Genomic DNA, 18,593 nt, shown 5'->3' with positions numbered 1-18,593 from the left:
TTCCCCGCAGGTAACAAAACATCCCAGGAATCGATTGTCCGCTTCCGGACCGCGATCTTTGTATCCGTCACGTCCCGTGCTAAGGGCGGTTCGCCGTGTCCCGTTCGATGAGCGCGTCGCGGAGGGCGGATTTGCGGATCTTGCCGGTGCCGGTGCGGGGCAGCGCGTCGGCGTACTCGATGCGGCGGGGCGTCTTGAAGCCGGCGAGGCGGGCGCGGCAGGCGGCGACCAGGTCGTCCTCGCTCGGCCGCACGCCGCCGGGGACGATCACCGCGCAGACGGTCTGGCCCCAGCGCGGGTCCGGCAGCCCGACCACCGCGACCTGCGCGACGCCCGGGACCGCGCGCAGGACGTCCTCGACCTCCAGCGAGGAGACGTTCTCCCCGCCGGTGATGATCACGTCCTTGATGCGGTCGACCAGGTACAGGTGGCCGCCGGCGTCGACGCGGCCGGCGTCGCCGGTGCGGAACCACCCGCCGGTGAACGCCTCGGCCGTCGCCTCCGGATCGTCCCAGTAGCCGGGCGTGACCTGCGGCCCCCGCACCGCGACCTCGCCGAGCGCGCCCGGCGGGAGCCGCGTGCCGTGCTCGTCGAGGATCGCGATCTCGGCGCCCGGCGCGGGACGTCCCGCCGACCCCGCCAGCTCCGGCCTCGTCGTGATCGCGGCACGGTGGTCGTCCGGTGACAGGAAGACCGCGTTCCCGGACAGCTCCGTCATCCCGTAGCCCTGGTTGAAGTCGCAGCCGAGCACCTCGTCGGCGCGGCGCAGCAGCGGGACCGGCATCGGCGCCGACCCGTAGGCGATCACGCGGATGCCGCCGCGCAGCACGTCCAGCGCCGCCGGGTCGTCCGCCGCGTACGCGAGCAGGTCCTCCAGCATCGTCGGTGCCAGCGACAGGTTCGTGATGCCGTGCCGGCGCGTCGCCTCCACGAGCGCGGCCGGGGTGAAGCGGCGCAGCACGACGGCATGGCGGCCGAAGAGATGGTGCAGGACCACCTGGTATCCGGCCACATGGCACAGCGGGAACGGCGTGCAGAAGACATCGCCCGGCCGCACGGGACGACCGGACGCCGTCGCCGCGATGCCCGCGAGCAGGCTCCGGTGCGTGAGCCGCACGCCCTTGGGACGGCCGGTCGTGCCGCTGGTGAACATCAGCCAGGCCACGTCGTCCGGGTCGGCACCGGACTCGGGGGCGGACGCCGGGCCGTCCCAGGGCAGGTCTTCGATGCCGGTCAGCGGCGGGTGGTCCGGCGGGAGACCGCCTTCGGCGGCGAGGCGGTCGAGCAGGCCGGGCTCGCCGAGGACGAGTTCGGCGCCGCTGCGGGCGATCTGGTCCGCCCACTCGCGCGGATGCAGCCGCTGGTTGAGCGGCACCAGGATGCGACCGTCACGCGGAACGCCGTAGTAGGCGGCGACGTACTCCAGGCGGTTGTGCGCCAGCAGCGCCACCCGCGTACCGGGCGAGCAGCGCGCCGAGAGGTGGGCGCTCAGTGCGTCCACGCGTGCGCGGAGTTCGCCGAACGTCCAGGTGGTGTCGTCCACCGACAGCGCCGGGGCATCGGGTGTGTCCGCCGCCGCCGCGGCGAGCACGTCGTAGAGCCGGCGCCGCGAACCGTCCATCACACTCATCGCCACCTCGGTGAATGTACCGACCGCGCGGCGGGCCGGGTCCGCGTGTACCGCTGGGTGGACGCGGGGACGGCGAAAGGGCGCCCCCGCCGCTGCGGGGACGCCCTTCCGATGAGGCGATCAGGCGGTCTCGAGCTCCGCCGTCAGGTTGCGGACCGCGTTCGGGTCCACCGGGATGCTCGGGCCCATGGAGGTCGTCAGCGACGCCTTCTTCACGTACCGGCCCTTCGCGGCGGACGGCTTGAGCCGCTGGATCTCGTCGACCGCGGCCGCGTAGTTCTCCACCAGCTGGCGCTCGTCGAAGGACGCCTTGCCGATGATGAAGTGCAGGTTCGCGTGCCGGTCGACCCGGAACTCGATCTTGCCGCCCTTGATGTCGGACACGGCCTTCGCCACGTCCATGGTGACGGTGCCGGTCTTCGGGTTCGGCATCAGGCCGCGCGGGCCGAGCACCCGGCCGAGCCGGCCGACCTTGCCCATCTGGTCCGGGGTGGCGACGACCGCGTCGAAGTCCAGGAAGCCGCCCTGGATCCGCTCGATCAGGTCGTCCGAGCCGACGATGTCGGCGCCCGCGGACTCCGCCTCCTGCGCCTTGGCGCCGACGGCGAAGACCAGCACGCGGGCGGTCTTACCGGTGCCGTGCGGCAGGTTGACGGTGCCGCGCACCATCTGGTCGGCCTTGCGGGGGTCGACGCCCAGCCGCAGCGCGACCTCGACGGTCGCGTCGAACTTGGTGACCGCGGTCTCCTTGGCCAGCTTCACGGCCTCGGCCGGGCTGTACAGCCGGTCCCGGTCGATCTTCTCGGCGGCGGCGCGGTAGCCCTTGCTGCGCTTCATGTCGTTCCTCCAGTGGAACTCGTGGTACGGGCCAGCGCCGGCCCTGCCACAGACGGGTGTTACTTGACGTCGATGCCCATCGACCGGGCGGTGCCGGCGACGATCTTCTCGGCGGCGTCCAGGTCCTTGGCGTTCAGGTCGGGCATCTTGGTCGTGGCGATCTCGCGGATCTGGTCGCGGGTCACCGAGCCGACCTTGGTCTTGTGCGGCTCGCCGCTGCCCTTGTCCACGCCCGCGGCCTTCAGGATGAGCTGCGCGGCCGGCGGCGTCTTGGTGACGAAGCTGAACGACCGGTCCTCGTAGATGGTGATCTCTACGGGGATGACGTTGCCGCGCTGGGACTCCGTGGCAGCGTTGTACTGCTTGCAGAAGTCCATGATGTTGACGCCGTGCGGGCCGAGCGCCGTACCGACCGGCGGCGCCGGCGTCGCCTGCCCGGCCTGCAGCTGGACCTTCACCAACGCGGCAATTTTCTTCTTGGGAGGCATGCCTCTCCCTCAATGTTCCGTTTCGCGGTGGTCCCGACTCCCGGACATCCGGGCAACACGGCGGGCGGAACATAACCGCCGCGTTGGGACCTTGGCCGACCCACATCCCCGCGTGCGCGGGGCTGGTGGTATCTCGCCTCAAAGACTCTGGGACGAACTCCGAACCCGTCCCCGCTGGGCGGGGACAACCCGTCCAGGATACGGGCTGCCAGGGGCAGCTTCGTCAGATCTTGGAGACCTGGTTGAAGCTCAGTTCGACCGGGGTCTCGCGGCCGAAGATCGAGACGAGCACCTTCAGCTTCTGCTGCTCGGCGTTGATCTCGTTGACCGTGGCGGGGAGGGTGGCGAACGGGCCGTCCATGACGGTGACGGACTCGCCGACCTCGTAGTCGACGGCGGCCGGGATCTTCGCCTCCGCCTTGGCGGCCTTGACGGCGCCCTCCTCCGGCTCGGGGGCCAGCAGGTTGGCGACCTCGTCGAGGCTCAGCGGGGACGGCTTGTTCAGCAGGCCGACGAAGCCGGTGACGCCCGGGGTGTTGCGGACGGCGGCCCAGGACTCGTCGGTCAGCTCCATCCGGACGAGGATGTAGCCCGGCAGGACCTTCTCGTTGACCTTCTGCCGCTTGCCCTGCTTGATCTCGGTGACCTCGTGCTGCGGGACCTCGATCTGGAAGATGTAGTCCTCCATGTTGAGGGTCTGCGTGCGGGTCTCGATGTTGGTCTTGACCCGGTTCTCGTAGCCCGCGTAGGAGTGCACGACGTACCAGTCGCCCGGCTGGAGGCGGAGCTGCATCTTGAAGTCGGCGTAGGGGTCGGCCGGCGGCTCGGGCGCGGCCTCCTCCTCGTCGTCGTCCTCGCCCTCGACGGCCTCGGCCAGGTCGGCGGCGTCCTCGGCGGGGTCGGACGCGGGGCCCTCGCCCTCCAGCTTCGTGTCCGCGGGCTCGCCGTCGCCGGCGGAGACGACCGCCTCGGCCGTCTCGTCGGCGGGCTCGGCCGCCAGGTCTGCCGCAGCAGCCGCAGCGGACTGGGCCTCTTCAACGGCCTCGTCGTAGGGCTGTGAGGACTCGGACACGGTGACTCTTTCTCTCGGTCTGCGGTGTTGGGACTTACCAGGTTACTGCGGGGGCGCCCGGTCGGCCGGGGGCCGCGGGCCGCGCGGCGTCAGCCGAAGATGGCGTAGACGCCCTTCTGCAGCCCGTAGTCGAAGCCGGAGACGATCGCGACCATGACCAGCACGAACACCAGTGCCGCGGTCGTGTACGTGATCAGTTCCCGCCGCGTGGGCCAGATGACCTTGCGCAGTTCGGCGATGACCTGGCGCACGAACAGCGCGGGCGAGGTCCGCCTGGACGGGGACTTCTTGCTGCCCTTGCCCTTGCCTTCGTCCTTGGCCTCGGGCTCGTCGCGGGTCTCAGTCGCCATTTGCCGCCGTTCACCTCATAGGTCGTGATCCAACCACCATGTGGTTGCCGCGCGGTCCCGTACCCTGCCACGGCGCCGCCGTGACGTTGACGGCACGGGTGCGCGCACCGCACCTCGCAGGGCAGGAGGGACTCGAACCCCCAACCGCCGGTTTTGGAGACCGGAGCTCTACCAATTGAGCCACTGCCCTTCATTCTCCGGCTAAGGAGAACACCCGACCATGGGATCGGGATGGTGCCGCGCCCCAGCTTACGGCCTACTGGCGGTGCCCGGGTCCGGACAGCCTCGTATACCGGTGACGCGTCACTTGGAGGGTGAGTCTACGTGCCGGAGGCCCCCGCGTCGAACCGATACCCGCGGTTCCTTCCACGGACGGCGGCGCGGCCCGTCCCGCCAGGGCGCATATATGGCTCAGGTCTCGGGAGTCGATCTGTAACGATGGGGGTATGAGCATCGACCGTCCTCGCATCTCCAAGCGCATCGCCGCGATATCCGAATCCGCCACGCTGGCCGTCGACGCCAAGGCCAAGGCGCTGAAGGCGGCGGGCCGCCCGGTCATCGGGTTCGGCGCGGGCGAGCCCGACTTCCCCACCCCGGACTACATCGTCGAGGCGGCGGTCGCCGCCTGCCGGGTGCCGCGCTTCCACAAGTACACGCCGGCGGGCGGGCTGCCCGAGCTGCGCACCGCCATCGCCGAGAAGACCGAGCGCGACTCCGGCTACAAGGTCGAGGCGAACCAGGTCCTGGTGACCAACGGCGGCAAGCAGGCGGTGTACGAGGCGTTCGCGGCGCTGCTCGACCCGGGCGACGAGGTGCTCGTCCCGACCCCGTACTGGACGACCTACCCCGAGTCGATCAAGCTCGCGGGCGGCGTGGCCGTGGACGTCGTCGCCGACGAGACCACCGGCTACAAGGTGAGCGTCGAGCAGCTCGAGGCGGCCCGCACCGGCCGGACGAAGGTGCTGCTGTTCGTGTCGCCGTCCAACCCGACCGGCGCCGTGTACACGCGGGACGAGATCGAGGCCATCGGCCGCTGGGCCGACGAGCACGGCCTCTGGGTCGTCACCGACGAGATCTACGAGCACCTCGTCTACGGGGACGCCGAGTTCCACTCGATGCCCGTCGTGGTGCCGGAGCTGGCCGACCGGACGCTCGTCCTGAACGGCGTCGCCAAGACGTACGCGATGACGGGCTGGCGGGTGGGCTGGCTGATCGGCCCGGCGGACGTGGTCAAGGCCGCGCAGAACCTCCAGTCGCACGCGACGTCCAACGTGGCGAACGTGTCGCAGGCCGCCGCGCTCGCCGCGGTCACCGGCGACCTGGCGGCGGTGGCGGAGATGCGCAAGGCGTTCGACCGGCGCCGCCAGACGATCGTGCGGATGCTGAACGAGATCCCGGGCGTCGTGTGCCCCGAGCCGGAGGGCGCCTTCTACGCCTACCCGTCGGTGAAGGCGCTGCTGGGCAAGGAGCTGCGCGGCAAGCGCCCGGAGACGTCGGTGGAGCTGGCCTCGCTGATCCTGGAGGAGGCCGAGGTCGCGCTGGTGCCGGGCGAGGCGTTCGGCACGCCCGGCTACTTCCGCCTCTCCTACGCGCTGGGCGACGACGACCTCGTCGAGGGCGTCTCCCGCGTCGCGAAGCTGCTGTCCGAGGCGAGCTGAGCCGCCCGGCTCCGATCGACCGGCTCGCACGCGAGCATGAGAACCGGCCCCGGGCTGCACATGCCCGGGGCCGGTTCTCCGCGGACGGGGCATGCCCGGCCCCGTCCCGGAGTGCCCGGACGGGACGTCTCCCGGCGGCCCCTCTCCGCCGCGACCGTCCCGCCAGAGCGCGGCTCTTACGGGCGCACGCCTTCCGCGATGCGCATGAGCTGCTGCTTCGCCGATCCGGCGGCGGTGACGGTGACACCGACTCCGGGCCGCGCCAGCCACGAGATCTGGCGCGCCGAGTCGGGACGGTCCCCGGTCAGCGCGGGCATCCCGCGGACGGACGTGCGTCCGGGGACGCCCGGTGTCCGCAGGAGGTCCGCCGGGCCGGTGAGCTTGCTCCCCTTGATCAGAGCGATCTCCACCCATCCGGTGTTCCCGCGCCAGGTGCACGTCGTGGTCTCGCGTCCGGCGTCATGGGTCACGGCGCACGGTGCGGCGGCGGCCAGGCCGTCCGGGATGTAGGTGACCCACTGCGGCAGCTCGCCGACCGCGTCCCCCACGCCGGGCCGCTTCGGCTGCGTCGAACCGCCGGACGAGGCGTGCGCCTCGGGTTTCGGTGAGGCTCCCGTCCCGGGCCCGCCCGCTGACGGTGGGGACACGGGCAGGCCCGGAGCGGGAGGTCGCTCCGGCGGCCGGGACGCCGTGACGGCGGTGCTGGGACGGGCCGTCTCGGAGTTCCCGGCCGGTGTGGCCCGGAACGACTGATAGGTGGGTACGAGGGCGAGCGCGGCGACGGAGGCGGCGGCCACGCCCGCGGCGGCGTGCATCCGCGCCTTCCGGCGCCGGTACCGCCGTTTGACGTCCGTGACGAGCGACGGCGACGCGGACGCCCCGGCCACCTGCTCGGCCATGGCCTTCCGCAGTTCACTCTCCAGATCCATCGCTCATCTCCCCAGTGGCGCCAGGTTCGTGTCGAGGCGCTCCCGGAGCCTGGCGAGCCCCCGGGACGCCTGGCTCTTGACCGTGCCGACCGAGCAGCCGAGCGCCCGCGCCGTCTCCGCCTCCGAGAGGTCCTCCCAGAAGCGCAGGACCAGGACCGCGCGCTGGCGCGGGCCGAGCTTGCGCAGCTCGTCCATCAGCGCCCCGCGCAGCTCGACGGCGTGGTTCGGCGATGCGGTCGGCGTCTCCGGGAGGCGCGCCATGTTGATCTCCCGGAGCACCTTCCAGCGGCGGGCGCGGCTGATCACGAGGTTGACCAGGATCCGGCGGACGTAGGGTTCCGGATCGCTGCCCGCCTCCAGCCGCCCCCAGTGCCGGTAGGCCTTCTCCAGCGCGGTCTGCAGGATGTCCTCGGCGTCCTGCCGGGCCCCGCACATCAACGCCGCGGTGCGCAGCAGGGCATCGCCGCGTGCCGCCACGAACTCCACGAACGACTCGTCGTCTCGACGCCCCACTGTGCTCCGTCCCGGCCGAGGGGTTCCGGTTGTTCCTCAGGTCGTCGGGTGAGCGGCCCCCGCGCCGGGGCCGCCCGCCCGGGTCTCGTGCTACTGCGCCTTGTGCAGCGCGGCGGTCACGTCCTGCAGCCCGCCGGCGAGGACGGGGCTGCCGTTGACGAACAGCGAGTAGCCGCTCGGGTCGAACAGCAGCACGCCGCCGCCGTTCGGGCTCTGCCAGCCGGCGACGCCGGCCACGGTGACCGGGGTGCCGCCCTCGGGCAGCTTCAGCGCCTGCCGGAGCTGATTCTGGGTCATGCCGGCGGGCGTCTTCAGGGTTTCGACGGTGAGCCACTGGCCGGCCTTGCCCGTCCACTTCTGGGTGACCGCGCAGATCTGCTGCTTGCGCAGCTCGGCGGCACCGGGAACGGACGAGACGTAGCGCAGGCCCTTCGGCAGCACGACAGCCTTCTCGACCGGCCCGCCGACCGTCACCGCGGGCCGCAGCCTGCTGCAGTCGAGCTTCGGCACGGCGGGCAGGCCCGGCTTGGCGGGGACGCGGGCGGACGGCTCGGCGGCGCGGGCGTTGCCCGGCACGTCCTTGGCGGACGGCGCGCAGGTCGGCAGGTTCGCCGGGACCTTGCCCTTCAGGTCGGGGGCCTGCGCGTCCGGGACCTTGGCGTCGGGGAGCTTGGCGTCGGGGAGCTTCGCGTCCGGGGCCTTGACGCCCGGCACCTCCGCCTTGGGCAGCTCCGCCCCCGGCGCACCGGGGCGGGGCAGGTTCTTGGTGGCAGGGTTGTCCTTGAGCTGCTGCTCGACCTGCTTCTTCGCCGCGGCGTCGGGGACCTTGACGTCCGGCAGGTCGGCGCCCTCGGGCAGCCCGGCCTTCGGCAGGTCGGACTTCGCCGGCAGGCACGTCGGCAGCGTGGTCGGCGCGGCGGCCGGCGCCTGGCGGGCCGCGGCCGGGGCCTTGGCGGCGCTCGACTGGAGGCCCGCCTCGTGGTGGGAGCCGGTCATCGCCCACGTCGCGCCGCCGCCGACGGCGACGGTGCCGACTGCGGACGCGGCGATCAAGGCGGCCTTCAGGGTGATCATGGTGTGTGTCCCTCTCTGCCCGTGTCTTTCCGCGGGGGGTGGCCCGTTTCTCTCTGGCGCCCCTCGTATACGCACGGTGCCCGGGCGGGGTTGCACGCGGTTCCAAAGTTTTTTCCGAGGTGCCCATGGACGGCATGGCCGCCTGGTGTCATGCGAGGTAGTCCGGTGTGGTGATACCGCGTGTACGGGGTTCGACCGGGCCTCTGATCCGGCAACATTGGCTCATGGAGGCCCGTACCGTTTCAGCCCGTCCGGCCGGGGACCAGTCGCCGGACCGCCCCTCGCCGAACCAGGGAGAGCCCGGCGCCGCGCGCCGCGCCGCCCGCCCGGACGTGGCCCTGCTCCCGAAGGCCCACCTGCACCTGCACTTCACCGGGTCGATGCGGCACTCGACCCTGGTGGAGCTGGCCGGCCTGCACGGCGTCCACCTGCCGGACGCGCTCGTCGACGACTGGCCGCCGAAGCTGCACGCGACCGACGAGCGCGGCTGGTTCCGGTTCCAGCGCCTGTACGACATCGCGCGCTCGGTGCTCCAGACTCCCGACGACCTGCGCCGCCTGCTGCGCGAGACCGCCGAGGACGAGGCGGCCGAGGGCTCGGGCTGGCTGGAGATCCAGGTCGACCCGAGCGGCTACGCGGCGAAGTTCGGCGGGCTGACCCCGACCGTGGAGCTGGTGCTGGACGCGGCGCGGGAGGCGTCGGAGGCGTCCGGCGTCGGCATCGGCGTGGTGATCGCGGCGAACCGGACCCGGCACCCGCTGGACGCGAAGACGCTCGCGCGCCTCGCCGTCGGCTACGCGGGCCGGGGCGTGGTCGGGTTCGGGCTGTCCAACGACGAGCGGCGGGGGCGCGCCTACGACTTCGAGGGCGCGTTCCGGATCGCCAAGCGCGGCGGGCTCCTGTCGGACCCGCACGGCGGCGAGCTGCTCGGCCCGGCGAGCGTCCGGGAGTGCCTGGAGACCCTCGACGCCGACCGGATCGGGCACGGCGTCCGCGCCGTGGAGGACCCGCGGCTGCTCGCGTCCATCGTCGACCGGGGCGTGACGCTGGAGGTGTGCCCGGCGTCGAACGTGGGGCTCGGGGTGGCGGCGACGGCGTCGGACGTCCCGGTGCGGCGGCTGTTCGAGGCGGGCGCGTCGATCGCGCTCGGCGCCGACGACCCGCTGCTGTTCGGGTCGCGGCTGGCCCGCCAGTACGACCTGGCCCGCACCGAGCACGGGTTCTCCGACGCGGAGCTGGCCGAACTGGCGCGGCAGTCGATCAGGGCGTCCGCGGCCCCCGACGACCTGCGGAAACGACTGCTCGCCGGGGTGGACGCCTGGCTCGCGGGCTAGCCGCGGGTCAGCCGTCGGAGGCGTCGGCGCGGGTGTCGGCGCGGGTTTCGGCGCCGCGCAGGCCCTCCGCCCAGGCGGCCGTCGAGGCGGGCAGATCGGGGCCTGCCGGGGCGCCGAACGCGGCCTGCACGTTCACCAGCAGCGCGGTCGCCAGGAACCGGGCGACCTCCTCCGGCGGCGCGCCGGACAGGTCGTGCACGAGCCGCCACAGCCGGGCCCAGCGGACGCGGCCGAGCCCGCGGACGTCCTCGTCCCGCACGGCGATCGCGTAGATCTTGAGCTGGAGGTGCGGGAGCGCGGGCGCGTCGCGCGGCAGCCGGGCGCACGCCTCCGCCATCGCGGCCATCGCGTCGCCGCCGCGCAGGCCGCCGGCGGCGTCCCGCAGGACGCCCTCGATGTCGTCGAAGCAGCGTTCGGCGGCGGCGAGGAACAGGGCGTGCTTGGACGGGAAGAGCCGGAACATGTAGGGCTGGGAGACGCCGACCCGGCGGGCGATCGTCCACGTGGACGTGCCGTCGTAGCCGCCGTGGGCGAACTCGGCCATCGCGGCCCGGATCGCGAGCTCGCGGCGTTGCGCGGCGCTCATCCTCGGGCTCATGCCGTCCAAGTTAGTGCCCGGAGGGGCGCCACATGCCGCGGCGTTCGAGGTGGGCGGTCAGCAGGTCCCCGGCGCGGACGACGTGGCCGCGCATCTCGGTGCCGGCCGCCGCGGCGTCCCCGGCGCGCAGCACGGCCAGGACCCGCTCGTGGTCGCGGACGGCGAGCGCGGGCCACCCGTCCAGCCGCCCGTACAGCCCGCGCGGGACGTACCGGGCGGCGGCCGCGAGCGACCAGGCGAGCTTCGGCGAGTCGGCGGCGAGGTTGATCCTCCGGTGGAAGAGGTGGTGGTACTCCTCCACAAGGTCGGGGCGGTGCGCGGCCTTGGCGCGTTCCATTGCGCGCTGGAGGCCGTCCAGTTCCCGGAGGATGCCGGTGCCGATCCTTGGGGCGGCGCGGGCGGTGAGTTCGGCGGCGATGCCCGCCTGCACCCAGAACAGGTCCTGGACGTCGCGCTCGGACAGCGGCGCGACGACGAACCCGCGTCTCGGCTCCAGCACGACGAACCCCTCGCTGCGCAGCGACTTCAGCGCCTCCCGGACGGGCGTGACGCTGATGCCGAACTCCAGCGCGAGCCGTTCCAGCCGCAGGTAGTCGCCGGGCCGGACCCGGCCGTCCATGATCAGCTCGCGGATGCGGGCGGCGGCCTCGTCGGCCAGCTGCGGCCGGGCGCCGAGCGCCCGCCGGGGCGGGGGAAGGGGGGCGGGTAGGGCCACGGGCGCACTTCCGTTCCGGGCCCTTCCGCGGCGGGCCCGCGGCCGACAAGGGGCCCTACCCTCCTTGGTTCCCGTTCCGTCAGGCGGCGATGCCCTCGGCGAGCAGGATGGCCCCGAAGACGGCGAACCCGGCCGCGGCGCCGTACTTGATGACGCGCTCGGGGAGCTTCCGGCCGAGCATCTGGCCGACGACGATGGCGAGCGCGTCGGCGGCGACCATGCCGATCGTCGAACCCGCCCACACGCCCGTCAGCGCGAGGAGGCCGCCGTGGTCGGCGGCGAGGGTGACGGTGGCGAGCATCGTCTTGTCGCCGAGTTCGGCGAGGAAGAACGCGCCGCCGACGGCGAGGATCGCCGATCCCGTGGCGCGGCGGGCCTTGTCCCGCTCGTCGTCGTCCAGCTCGTCCCCGCGCAGCGTCCACAGCGCGAAGCCGAGGAACGCGAGACCGGCCAGGATCGAGATGGGGCCGGTCGGGAGCGCGGCACCGAGCGCCGCGCCGAGCGCGACGCTGGCCAGGTGGACGATCGCGGTCGCGGCCGTGATGCCGACCAGCACGTGCCAGGCACGGAAGCGGGTGGCGAACGTCATGGCCATGAGCTGGCTCTTGTCGCCCAGTTCGGCAACGAAGATCACGGCCAGGCTGATGAGGAAGGCGGACACCGGATCCCTCTCGCTCGGATGCCGGGCGACGGGCGGCGGTTCGGGACGCGCGGCCTCGGCCCGGCATGACTGCCAGGCCGAAGGTCTCGTCCGCCGCGATCTGGATCGGGCCCGCGTGACCGGGCACCGTTCGGCGGCGCCAGTATGTCGATCACGCGATTGGGACTACTCCCCCTCGACGCCGTTCACCCTACCAACGCTTCACCGCACCGCGATGTCGGACACATCACACCAGCTCAGACGCCCTACCGACCCGAACACGCAACGCCCGCCCGGACCGGGCGCGCCCACTCGGCGGGTGAAGCCCGCCCGGACGGGTCACGCCCGCCCGGACGGGTCACGCCCGCCCGGACAGGTCACGCCCACTCGGACGGGGCGCGTCCGCTCGGTGGGTGACGCCTGTTCAGAGGGTGACGCCGATCATGACGGGTTCGTTGACGAGGGTGACGCCGAAGGCGGCGTGGACGCCCTCGCGGACCTCGCGGGCCAGGGCCAGGAGGTCGGCGGTGGTGCAGCCGCCCGGGTTGGTGAGGGCGAGCGTGTGCTTGGTGGAGATGCGGGCGGGGCCGCAGGCGTGGCCCTTGGTGAATCCGGCGCGGTCGATGAGCCAGGCGGCGGACGTCTTGACCCGGCCGCCGGCCTCCGGGTAGCGGGGGAACGTCGCGTCCGGGCCGAGGCGCTCGGCGACGCGGCGCTCCAGCTCGGCGAGCTGGGCGGCGTCGAGGATCGGGTTGGTGAAGAACGACCCGGCGCTGCGCGTGTCGGGGTCGGCGGCGTCCAGCACCATGCCCTTGCCGCGCCGCAGTTCGAGGACGGCGTCGCGGGCCTCCTTGAGCGCGACGCGGTCGCCCGGCTCGACGCCCAGCCTGCGGGCCAGTTCGGCGTAGGCGATCGGCTGCGACTCCTCGGCCTCGTGGAGCGCGTACGTCACGTCCAGGACGACGTACCGGTCGTTGCCCTTGAAGGCGCTGTGCCGGTAGGTGAAGCGGCAGGCGTCGCGGTCGAGGGCGACGACGGCGCCGGCCTCGCGGTCGTAGGCGCGGACCTCGACGATCGTCTCGCTGACGTCCTGCCCGTAGGCGCCGACGTTCTGGATGGGGGTCGCGCCGACGCGGCCGGGGATGCCGGAGAGGCACTCGACGCCGGCGAGGCCGTCGGAGACGCAGCGGGCGACGAACGGGTCCCAGTCCTCGCCGGCCTGGACGCGGACGTGGATGCGGCCGCCGTCGGCGGCGGTGCGCTCGGTGCCGCGGGTGCCGACGTGCACGACCGTGCCGGGGAAGCCGCCGTCCGCGACGACGAGGTTGCTGCCGCCGCCGAGCACGAGGACGGGCTCGCCCTCGTCGTCGGCCTTGCGGATCGCGGCGACCAGCTCCGCCTCGGTGGTCGCCTCGACGAAGCGCCGGGCGGGGCCGCCCAGCCGCAGCGTGGTGTATCCGGCCAGGTTCACGTCTTCGGCGAACACCGCCACGTCTTCCCCTCCCGTACGTGCCCCCCGGCCCCCGGCATCGGCCGGGGCGGACCCGGCCGATGCGGCGCGTCCGTCAGGCGAGCTTGACGACCGCCCTCGCGCGCGTGAGGACCTTCTGGTCGTTCGACCTGGCGGTGAGCGCCACGACGACCTTGTTGTCGTCCAGCTTCTCCTCCACCTTGCCGCTGATCTCCAGCGACGCGCCGCCCTCGTCGGGGACGACGACCGGAGAGGAGAACCGTACCCCGTAGTCGACGACGGCGCCCGGGTCGCCGGCCCAGTCGGTGACGAACCGGCCGCCCTGCGCCATCGTGTACATGCCGTGCGCGATCACGTCCGGGAGCCCGACGGCCTTCGCGAACGACTCGCGCCAGTGGATCGGGTTGAAGTCGCCGGACGCGCCCGCGTACATGACGAGGTTCGCGCGGTCGACCTTGTACGTCTGCGCGGGGATCTCGGTGCCGACCTCGACGTCGGCGTAGTTCACCTTGGCGGTCATCAGGCCCCCCGCTCCACGATCGTGTTGTAGGACTTGCAGACCAGCTCGCCCTCGGTCGTCGTGACGTCGGTCTCGATGACCATCTTCTCGTTGTTGCCGATCGACTTGATCTCGGTGATCGTCGCGGTGCAGGTCACGACGTCCCCGGCCCGGAGCGGGCGGGTGTACTCGAAGCGCTGCTCACCGTGCACGACCATCGCGTAGTTCAGCCCGAGCTCGGGGTCGGCGAGGCCGGCGTTGCCGAGCGAGACGACGATCGGGAAGGTGGGCGGGGCGATGACGTCGGGGTATCCGGCCGCCTTCGCCGCCTCCTGGTCCCGGTAGAGCGGGTTGTGGTCGCCGATCGCGTCCGCGAACTCGCGGATCTTCACCCGGCTGACCTCGTACGGCTCGCTGGGCGGGAAGCTCCGCCCGATGAAATCACGGTTGAGTGCCATGCAATCCGTCCCTCCAGGTCGAACGGGGCCGCGCTGCCCGGGCGCGCGCCTGGGCGCGCCGGTTCCGTCTTCGGTCGGACGGTAACAGAATGACGTTCAGCCCGCCCCCGCCGGGTCTCACTGGCGGGAACGGGCTGATGGTCGTCTGAGCAAGCGCGCGAAGAAGTCGCCGTCATGCCTGCCTTGCGGCGCCGTGCCGGCGGTCTCCCGGTGCGGTCTCCCCGGCGGCGGACGCCGCGTCGAAGCGGCTCGTCGTCAGCGCGGCGGGGTCGGTGCGGCGGGACGGTGCCTCGCCGTCCGGGGACCTCGGCCGACGGAGACCTCGGTCAGCGGGTCTCGCGGTGCGGGCGGTGGCACCGGCAGTTCGGGCAGTACTTCTTGATCTCGAGGCGGTCCGGGTCGTTGCGCCGGTTCTTCCGCGTGATGTAGTTGCGGTGCTTGCACTCCTGGCAGGCCAGCGTGATCTTCGGCCGGACGTCAGTGGCAGCCACGATGGAGTGCCTTTCTGGGTAAGGGACATGGATCTACGGACCGCGGCCGCCCGAGGAGGGCGGCCGGTGGTTCGACCCAGCCTGCTCACCCCCGGGACGGAGGTGAGAGACATGGGTAGTAGCGAGGGCCGGACTTGAACCGGCGACACAGCGATTATGAGCCGCTTGCTCTGCCTGACTGAGCTACCCCGCCGTGATGGTCGGTGTGGACCGGATTGCAAGGATACCGGATGCTCACCGAACCCTGGAAACACGAAAACCCGGATCGAGATCGGGGTTTCGGTTTCGCGGGTTCCGCTGGACCGCCTCCCAGGTTACCGGGTGCGCCGGTGGGCTGCGAAACGTCCTGCTGGAACCGGTGGGACGGTACCACAGGGCCAGGTATGGAGCGAATCAGCGCGTTCCGGCGCGGGCGGCTCGACGGCCCCGGGGCGGCGTGCCGGTCCCGGGCACCGCGATGGTCCCCGGGGACGACGAAGGCCGCCGTCCGATGGTGCCGGATGGCGGCCGGTATGCCGTGAGCCCCTTTACGGAATCGAACCGTAGACCTTCTCCTTACCATGGAGACGCTCTGCCGACTGAGCTAAAGGGGCCTGCGTCGTTCGCGCAGTGAAACCATACACGGCCCGGGCGGGTGTTGCGAACCGGATTGGGCCGCCGGTGTCCACGCTGGTCAGCCGCCTGCCCGGCGGCCTGACCGGCGGCTCGGCCGGCGGCCGGGTCGGCGGCCCGGTCAGCGCAGCAGGTTGCGGGCGATGACGAGCTGCTGGATCTGGCTCGTCCCCTCGTAGATGCGGAACAGCCGGACGTCGCGGTAGAAGCGCTCGACGGCGACGCCGCGCATGTAGCCCATGCCTCCGTAGACCTGGACGGCCCGGTCGGCGACGCGTCCGACCATCTCGGAGCAGAAGTACTTGGCGCAGGACGGCCCCTGCTTGGTGTCCTCGCCGGCGTCGTAGGCGCGGGCCGCTTCCAGGACCATGGAGCGTCCGGCGTACAGCTCGGTCTGGGAATCGGCGATGAGCCCTTGGACGAGCTGGTATTCACCGATGGTCTTTCCGCCCTGGCTGCGTTCCCTGGCGTAGGCGACGGTCTCGTCCAGGATCCTCTGGGCGAGGCCGACGCAGACGGCGGCGATGCTGAGTCGCCCATGGGCGAGGGACGCCATGGCCGTGCGGAAGCCCGTCCCCTCGGTGCCGACCATGGCGTCGGCGGGAACGCGCACGTTGTCGAAGAAGACCTCGGCCGTGTGGGCGCCGCGCTGGCCCATCTTCTGGTCGGACGGGCCGACGCTCAGGCCGTCCGCGCCCTTCTCGACCAGGAACGTGGAGATGCCGCGGGAGCCGGCGCCGCCCGTCCTGGCGAAGACCATGAAGACGTCGGCCTCGGGCGCGTTGGTGATGAACCGCTTCGCGCCGCTGATGACGTAGTCGTCGCCGTCGCGCGCGGCGGTCGTGCTGAGCGTGCTCGGGTCGGAGCCGGCCTCGGCCTCGGTGAGCGCGAACGCGCCGATGACCTCGCCGGACGCGAGTTTCGGCAGCCAGGCGTCCTTCTGCGCGTCCGTCCCGGAGTTCACCAGGACCTGCCCGGCGATGCCGTTGCTGGTGCCGAACATGGACCGGAACGCGGGGCTGGCGTAGCCGATCTCGAAGACGAGGCGGACCTCCTCGCTCAGCGACAGGCCGAGCCCGCCGTACTCCTCGGGCAGCGCGTACCCGAACAGGCCCATGTCGCGGGACGTGCGGCGCAGCGCCTCCGGGATCGCGTCGGTCTCCTCGATCTCCTCCTCGCGGGGGACGACCTGGTCGCGGACGAAGCTGCGGACGGCCGTGAGCACGTCGGCGAAATCCTGTGACTCCATGGGCCCATTCTAGAATCAGATTCCAAGATGGGGGCGGAGTTCCCGGGTTGTCGTACCGCTGTGCCAGGGTGATCACCCATGCCGCTCCAGCATGTCGTCGACGACATCGTCCGGGCCGCCGTCGCCGAGGACCAGGCGTTCGGCGGGCTCCTCCCGCAGCTCATGCAGGCGTCCCAGACCGCCGCCCCCGCCGAGATGAACGCCGCGCTGCCCCGGCTCGCCGAGGGCATCGCGGAGGCCCCGCCGAACCTCGGCGGCTTCCTCGCGATCGTCTCCGGCGCCTGGATCGAGAACGGCGCCGACCCCGCGCCGGTCCGCCCGGCCGTCGTCCAGCGGATCACCGAGGTCACCGCCGCCGCGCTGGCGTTCGCGAACGCGTGGGAGGAGGCGACCGGGGGCGAGCCGCCGCCCGACATGGAGGGCCAGCCGTCCCAGCAGGTCTTCGGCACCGTCGCGCCGGCCCTCGGCGACGGTGCGGTGGTCGCGATGATGGCATGGTTCGCGCTGCCGAAGTACGCGCTCGCCGGGTGCACGGTGCTGCAGATGGCGCCGCTCGTCCGGGCGTCGCTGGACGACCGCGACTTCCGCGTCGGGGTCGCCGGGCAGGCCGCCCGGCATCTCGGGCAGATGGACCACTACCAGGCGCTGCTGCGCGTCCTGGACGGCGAGCGGCTCCTCGTCCTCGACCGCGCGAGCGGCAAGGGCTGGACGGTCGTGATCAGCGGCATCGGCGACAACTTCCAGCTGCACACGCTGCTCGGCGGGGCCCTCATCGGCCGTCCGGGCGGGCTGACCGGGGAACGGCCGGCGCCGGAGATCCTCGCCTGCTTCCTGAACGCGGACGTCCCGCCGGGGCCGCCGGTCGTGTCCAGCCCGTGGAACCTCGTCGACGCGCACGGCGAATGGATCTGGAACGAGGGCGTGCCCGCCGACATCCCGGAGGTGAACGGGACCCGCGTCGTCGTGATCGACCCGCCGTCCTACCAGCGGTCGTTCCCGGCCGGGCGGCGCTTCCCGCTGATGCCCGCCACGCTGCGCGTCGAGGGAATGCACCTGCCGGAAGACCTCGGCGAATGGTGGCCGCACATCAAACCGGCGACGCGCTGAGCGGTCCGTGACCGCCGGCGGCGGCGTTCAGAAGCGGACGAAGACGGCGGTGGCGTCGTCGTACTGCTTGCCGCGCGGCTTGGTGCCCGTCGCCTCGGCGGCCCTGGTCCTGCGGACGAGTTCCGTGGGGCCCTCCTCGTCGAGGAGTTGGAGCAGGTCGTCCCACTCCATGTGGCCGAACCGCTCCACGAGCCTGGACGCGCCGTCGCTCAGCACCGCCGCCCTCTTCAGGCCCTCGACCGGGACCTCCCCGGTCAGCCCCTCGTACGCGGCCTCCGGTTTCGTGCTCGCCACCCAGAACCCGCCGGGGCTGTTGCGCGACTCGCGCACGCCTTCGAGGGTGTAGCTCGGCAGGTGGTCGACCCGGTCGTCCCGGAAGACCCGGACCTCGCCGACGTCCACCACGATCGGGGAGTCGGCGAGGACGAACCACTCCACCACCGCATCGCGGCGCCGGAGCAGCGACACCGTCGCGGACGGGCTGTCGGGGTTCAGCAGGTCGCACGTCCCGGTGTGCGCCTCCCCCGTCACCTTGATCGCCTCGGCGACCAGGTCGGGCAGCGGCTTGCCGTCCTCCAGCGCGAGCAGCGCCGCGACCTGGCCGCCGAGCCTGCGCACCAGCCACGCCGGGTCGTGCCGGCACCCGCTGTCCACCCCCGGCGGCGCCGTCGCCCCGTCCAGCAGCACGACCCAGCCGGGGCCGGCCGCCACGAAGTCCTCGTTCTCCCGTCCGGGCGTCGCCTCACTCACATAACTCACCTGCACAGATGCAGGTCTACCCGGTGAACGGCCGGGCGGGGGACGCTAGACCAAACCCGCACACCCCGTCCCGCCGACCTGCTGCTTTGCGGTATCGGACGCGATCGTG

The 18,593-nt window shown here is 72.4% G+C and carries 20 protein-coding genes and 3 tRNA genes; 3 read left to right on the top strand and 20 right to left on the bottom strand.

The genetic code is table 11. The annotated features are described in order from the left end of the window. Positions 1-79: 79 nt before the first annotated feature. The 6 genes from ABFX46_RS15070 to ABFX46_RS15045 form a co-directional block, all read right to left on the bottom strand. Positions 80-1,630 (bottom strand): class I adenylate-forming enzyme family protein, encoded by a 1,551-nt coding sequence (locus tag ABFX46_RS15070; protein WP_346042728.1) that lies wholly within the window; start codon positions 1,628-1,630, stop codon positions 80-82. Positions 1,631-1,750: 120 nt separating this feature from the next. Beyond that, positions 1,751-2,467, bottom strand: coding sequence for a 50S ribosomal protein L1 (rplA, locus tag ABFX46_RS15065; RefSeq protein ID WP_131944051.1), 717 nt, complete (start codon positions 2,465-2,467; stop codon positions 1,751-1,753). Positions 2,468-2,526: 59 nt separating this feature from the next. Next, entirely contained in the window at positions 2,527-2,955 is a 429-nt protein-coding gene (gene rplK, locus ABFX46_RS15060) for a 50S ribosomal protein L11 (protein WP_131944052.1), read from the bottom strand. A 223-nt stretch (positions 2,956-3,178) separates the two neighbouring features. Then, entirely contained in the window at positions 3,179-4,027 is an 849-nt protein-coding gene (gene nusG, locus ABFX46_RS15055; protein WP_346042648.1) for a transcription termination/antitermination protein NusG, read from the bottom strand. Positions 4,028-4,116: 89 nt separating this feature from the next. Beyond that, complete coding sequence (gene secE, locus ABFX46_RS15050; protein ID WP_131944053.1) at positions 4,117-4,377, bottom strand: preprotein translocase subunit SecE; 261 nt, start codon at positions 4,375-4,377, stop codon at positions 4,117-4,119. Between the two features lie 117 nt (positions 4,378-4,494). Then, a tRNA-Trp gene (locus ABFX46_RS15045) sits at positions 4,495-4,567 on the bottom strand. A 256-nt stretch (positions 4,568-4,823) separates the two neighbouring features. Between ABFX46_RS15045 and ABFX46_RS15040 the strand changes: the two genes are divergently transcribed. After that, on the top strand, positions 4,824-6,035 hold the full coding sequence (locus ABFX46_RS15040; protein ID WP_346042646.1) for a pyridoxal phosphate-dependent aminotransferase: 1,212 nt from the start codon (positions 4,824-4,826) through the stop codon (positions 6,033-6,035). 176 nt (positions 6,036-6,211) lie between these two features. On the opposite strand, the gene ABFX46_RS15035 is transcribed toward ABFX46_RS15040, so the two are convergent. The 3 genes from ABFX46_RS15035 to ABFX46_RS15025 all read right to left on the bottom strand — a co-directional run bounded on the left by ABFX46_RS15035 (position 6,212) and on the right by ABFX46_RS15025 (position 8,551). Then, complete coding sequence (locus ABFX46_RS15035) at positions 6,212-6,964, bottom strand: hypothetical protein (RefSeq protein WP_346042645.1); 753 nt, start codon at positions 6,962-6,964, stop codon at positions 6,212-6,214. Between the two features lie 3 nt (positions 6,965-6,967). Continuing rightward, positions 6,968-7,477 carry a SigE family RNA polymerase sigma factor gene (locus ABFX46_RS15030; protein ID WP_346042643.1) on the bottom strand — a complete coding sequence of 170 codons (510 nt, stop codon included), beginning with the start codon at positions 7,475-7,477 and terminating at the stop codon, positions 6,968-6,970. Between the two features lie 90 nt (positions 7,478-7,567). Beyond that, positions 7,568-8,551: a hypothetical protein gene (locus tag ABFX46_RS15025; RefSeq protein ID WP_346042642.1), complete on the bottom strand. Its 984-nt coding sequence runs from the start codon at positions 8,549-8,551 to the stop codon at positions 7,568-7,570. 224 nt (positions 8,552-8,775) lie between these two features. Between ABFX46_RS15025 and ABFX46_RS15020 the strand changes: the two genes are divergently transcribed. Continuing rightward, complete coding sequence (locus tag ABFX46_RS15020; protein WP_346042640.1) at positions 8,776-9,885, top strand: adenosine deaminase; 1,110 nt, start codon at positions 8,776-8,778, stop codon at positions 9,883-9,885. 7 nt (positions 9,886-9,892) lie between these two features. On the opposite strand, the gene ABFX46_RS15015 is transcribed toward ABFX46_RS15020, so the two are convergent. The 10 genes from ABFX46_RS15015 to ABFX46_RS14970 form a co-directional block, all read right to left on the bottom strand. Further along, complete coding sequence (locus ABFX46_RS15015) at positions 9,893-10,483, bottom strand: TetR/AcrR family transcriptional regulator (protein ID WP_346042639.1); 591 nt, start codon at positions 10,481-10,483, stop codon at positions 9,893-9,895. A 10-nt stretch (positions 10,484-10,493) separates the two neighbouring features. After that, positions 10,494-11,198, bottom strand: coding sequence for a GntR family transcriptional regulator (locus ABFX46_RS15010; RefSeq protein WP_346042637.1), 705 nt, complete (start codon positions 11,196-11,198; stop codon positions 10,494-10,496). Between the two features lie 79 nt (positions 11,199-11,277). Next, positions 11,278-11,859 carry a TMEM165/GDT1 family protein gene (locus ABFX46_RS15005; protein ID WP_346042635.1) on the bottom strand — a complete coding sequence of 194 codons (582 nt, stop codon included), beginning with the start codon at positions 11,857-11,859 and terminating at the stop codon, positions 11,278-11,280. Between the two features lie 403 nt (positions 11,860-12,262). Further along, positions 12,263-13,330, bottom strand: a complete 1,068-nt coding sequence (locus ABFX46_RS15000; RefSeq protein WP_346042633.1) for a UDP-N-acetylmuramate dehydrogenase — start codon at positions 13,328-13,330, stop codon at positions 12,263-12,265. Positions 13,331-13,403: 73 nt separating this feature from the next. After that, positions 13,404-13,829, bottom strand: coding sequence for a MaoC family dehydratase (locus ABFX46_RS14995; RefSeq protein WP_346042632.1), 426 nt, complete (start codon positions 13,827-13,829; stop codon positions 13,404-13,406). Beyond that, positions 13,829-14,266 (bottom strand): MaoC family dehydratase N-terminal domain-containing protein, encoded by a 438-nt coding sequence (locus ABFX46_RS14990; RefSeq protein WP_163058092.1) that lies wholly within the window; start codon positions 14,264-14,266, stop codon positions 13,829-13,831. Before ABFX46_RS14990 ends, ABFX46_RS14995 begins: the two co-directional genes overlap by 1 nt. 326 nt (positions 14,267-14,592) lie before the next feature. Then, complete coding sequence (gene rpmG, locus ABFX46_RS14985) at positions 14,593-14,757, bottom strand: 50S ribosomal protein L33 (RefSeq protein ID WP_067629315.1); 165 nt, start codon at positions 14,755-14,757, stop codon at positions 14,593-14,595. Positions 14,758-14,876: 119 nt separating this feature from the next. Beyond that, positions 14,877-14,950: transfer RNA gene (locus ABFX46_RS14980), tRNA-Met, on the bottom strand. 327 nt (positions 14,951-15,277) lie between these two features. Beyond that, a tRNA-Thr gene (locus tag ABFX46_RS14975) sits at positions 15,278-15,350 on the bottom strand. 140 nt (positions 15,351-15,490) lie between these two features. Continuing rightward, positions 15,491-16,618: an acyl-CoA dehydrogenase family protein gene (locus ABFX46_RS14970; RefSeq protein WP_346042629.1), complete on the bottom strand. Its 1,128-nt coding sequence runs from the start codon at positions 16,616-16,618 to the stop codon at positions 15,491-15,493. A 78-nt stretch (positions 16,619-16,696) separates the two neighbouring features. Between ABFX46_RS14970 and ABFX46_RS14965 the strand changes: the two genes are divergently transcribed. Beyond that, positions 16,697-17,725 (top strand): hypothetical protein, encoded by a 1,029-nt coding sequence (locus ABFX46_RS14965; RefSeq protein ID WP_346042628.1) that lies wholly within the window; start codon positions 16,697-16,699, stop codon positions 17,723-17,725. A gap of 27 nt (positions 17,726-17,752) precedes the next feature. On the opposite strand, the gene ABFX46_RS14960 is transcribed toward ABFX46_RS14965, so the two are convergent. Beyond that, positions 17,753-18,475 (bottom strand): protein phosphatase 2C domain-containing protein, encoded by a 723-nt coding sequence (locus ABFX46_RS14960; protein ID WP_346042626.1) that lies wholly within the window; start codon positions 18,473-18,475, stop codon positions 17,753-17,755. Positions 18,476-18,593: the final 118 nt, after the last annotated feature.

The sequence above is a fragment of the Actinomadura chokoriensis genome (assembly GCF_039529475.1).
GTDB lineage: Bacteria > Actinomycetota > Actinomycetes > Streptosporangiales > Streptosporangiaceae > Spirillospora > Spirillospora bangladeshensis.
This window is presented reverse-complemented; position numbering and strand designations above follow the sequence as displayed.

What these genes read in the sequence shown, in the direction of transcription:
- ABFX46_RS14990 (WP_163058092.1), bottom strand. Translation starts at nt 14,266, where the DNA reads ATGGCACTCAACCGTGATTTCATCGGGCGGAGCTTCCCGCCCAGCGAG.
- secE (WP_131944053.1), bottom strand. Translation starts at nt 4,377, where the DNA reads ATGGCGACTGAGACCCGCGACGAGCCCGAGGCCAAGGACGAAGGCAAG.
- ABFX46_RS15035 (WP_346042645.1), bottom strand. Translation starts at nt 6,964, where the DNA reads ATGGATCTGGAGAGTGAACTGCGGAAGGCCATGGCCGAGCAGGTGGCC.
- ABFX46_RS15015 (WP_346042639.1), bottom strand. Translation starts at nt 10,483, where the DNA reads ATGAGCCCGAGGATGAGCGCCGCGCAACGCCGCGAGCTCGCGATCCGG.
- ABFX46_RS14995 (WP_346042632.1), bottom strand. Translation starts at nt 13,829, where the DNA reads ATGACCGCCAAGGTGAACTACGCCGACGTCGAGGTCGGCACCGAGATC.
- ABFX46_RS15025 (WP_346042642.1), bottom strand. Translation starts at nt 8,551, where the DNA reads ATGATCACCCTGAAGGCCGCCTTGATCGCCGCGTCCGCAGTCGGCACC.
- ABFX46_RS14965 (WP_346042628.1), top strand. Translation starts at nt 16,697, where the DNA reads ATGCCGCTCCAGCATGTCGTCGACGACATCGTCCGGGCCGCCGTCGCC.
- ABFX46_RS14970 (WP_346042629.1), bottom strand. Translation starts at nt 16,618, where the DNA reads ATGGAGTCACAGGATTTCGCCGACGTGCTCACGGCCGTCCGCAGCTTC.
- ABFX46_RS15070 (WP_346042728.1), bottom strand. Translation starts at nt 1,630, where the DNA reads ATGAGTGTGATGGACGGTTCGCGGCGCCGGCTCTACGACGTGCTCGCC.
- ABFX46_RS15040 (WP_346042646.1), top strand. Translation starts at nt 4,824, where the DNA reads ATGAGCATCGACCGTCCTCGCATCTCCAAGCGCATCGCCGCGATATCC.
- ABFX46_RS15020 (WP_346042640.1), top strand. Translation starts at nt 8,776, where the DNA reads ATGGAGGCCCGTACCGTTTCAGCCCGTCCGGCCGGGGACCAGTCGCCG.
- rplK (WP_131944052.1), bottom strand. Translation starts at nt 2,955, where the DNA reads ATGCCTCCCAAGAAGAAAATTGCCGCGTTGGTGAAGGTCCAGCTGCAG.
- rplA (WP_131944051.1), bottom strand. Translation starts at nt 2,467, where the DNA reads ATGAAGCGCAGCAAGGGCTACCGCGCCGCCGCCGAGAAGATCGACCGG.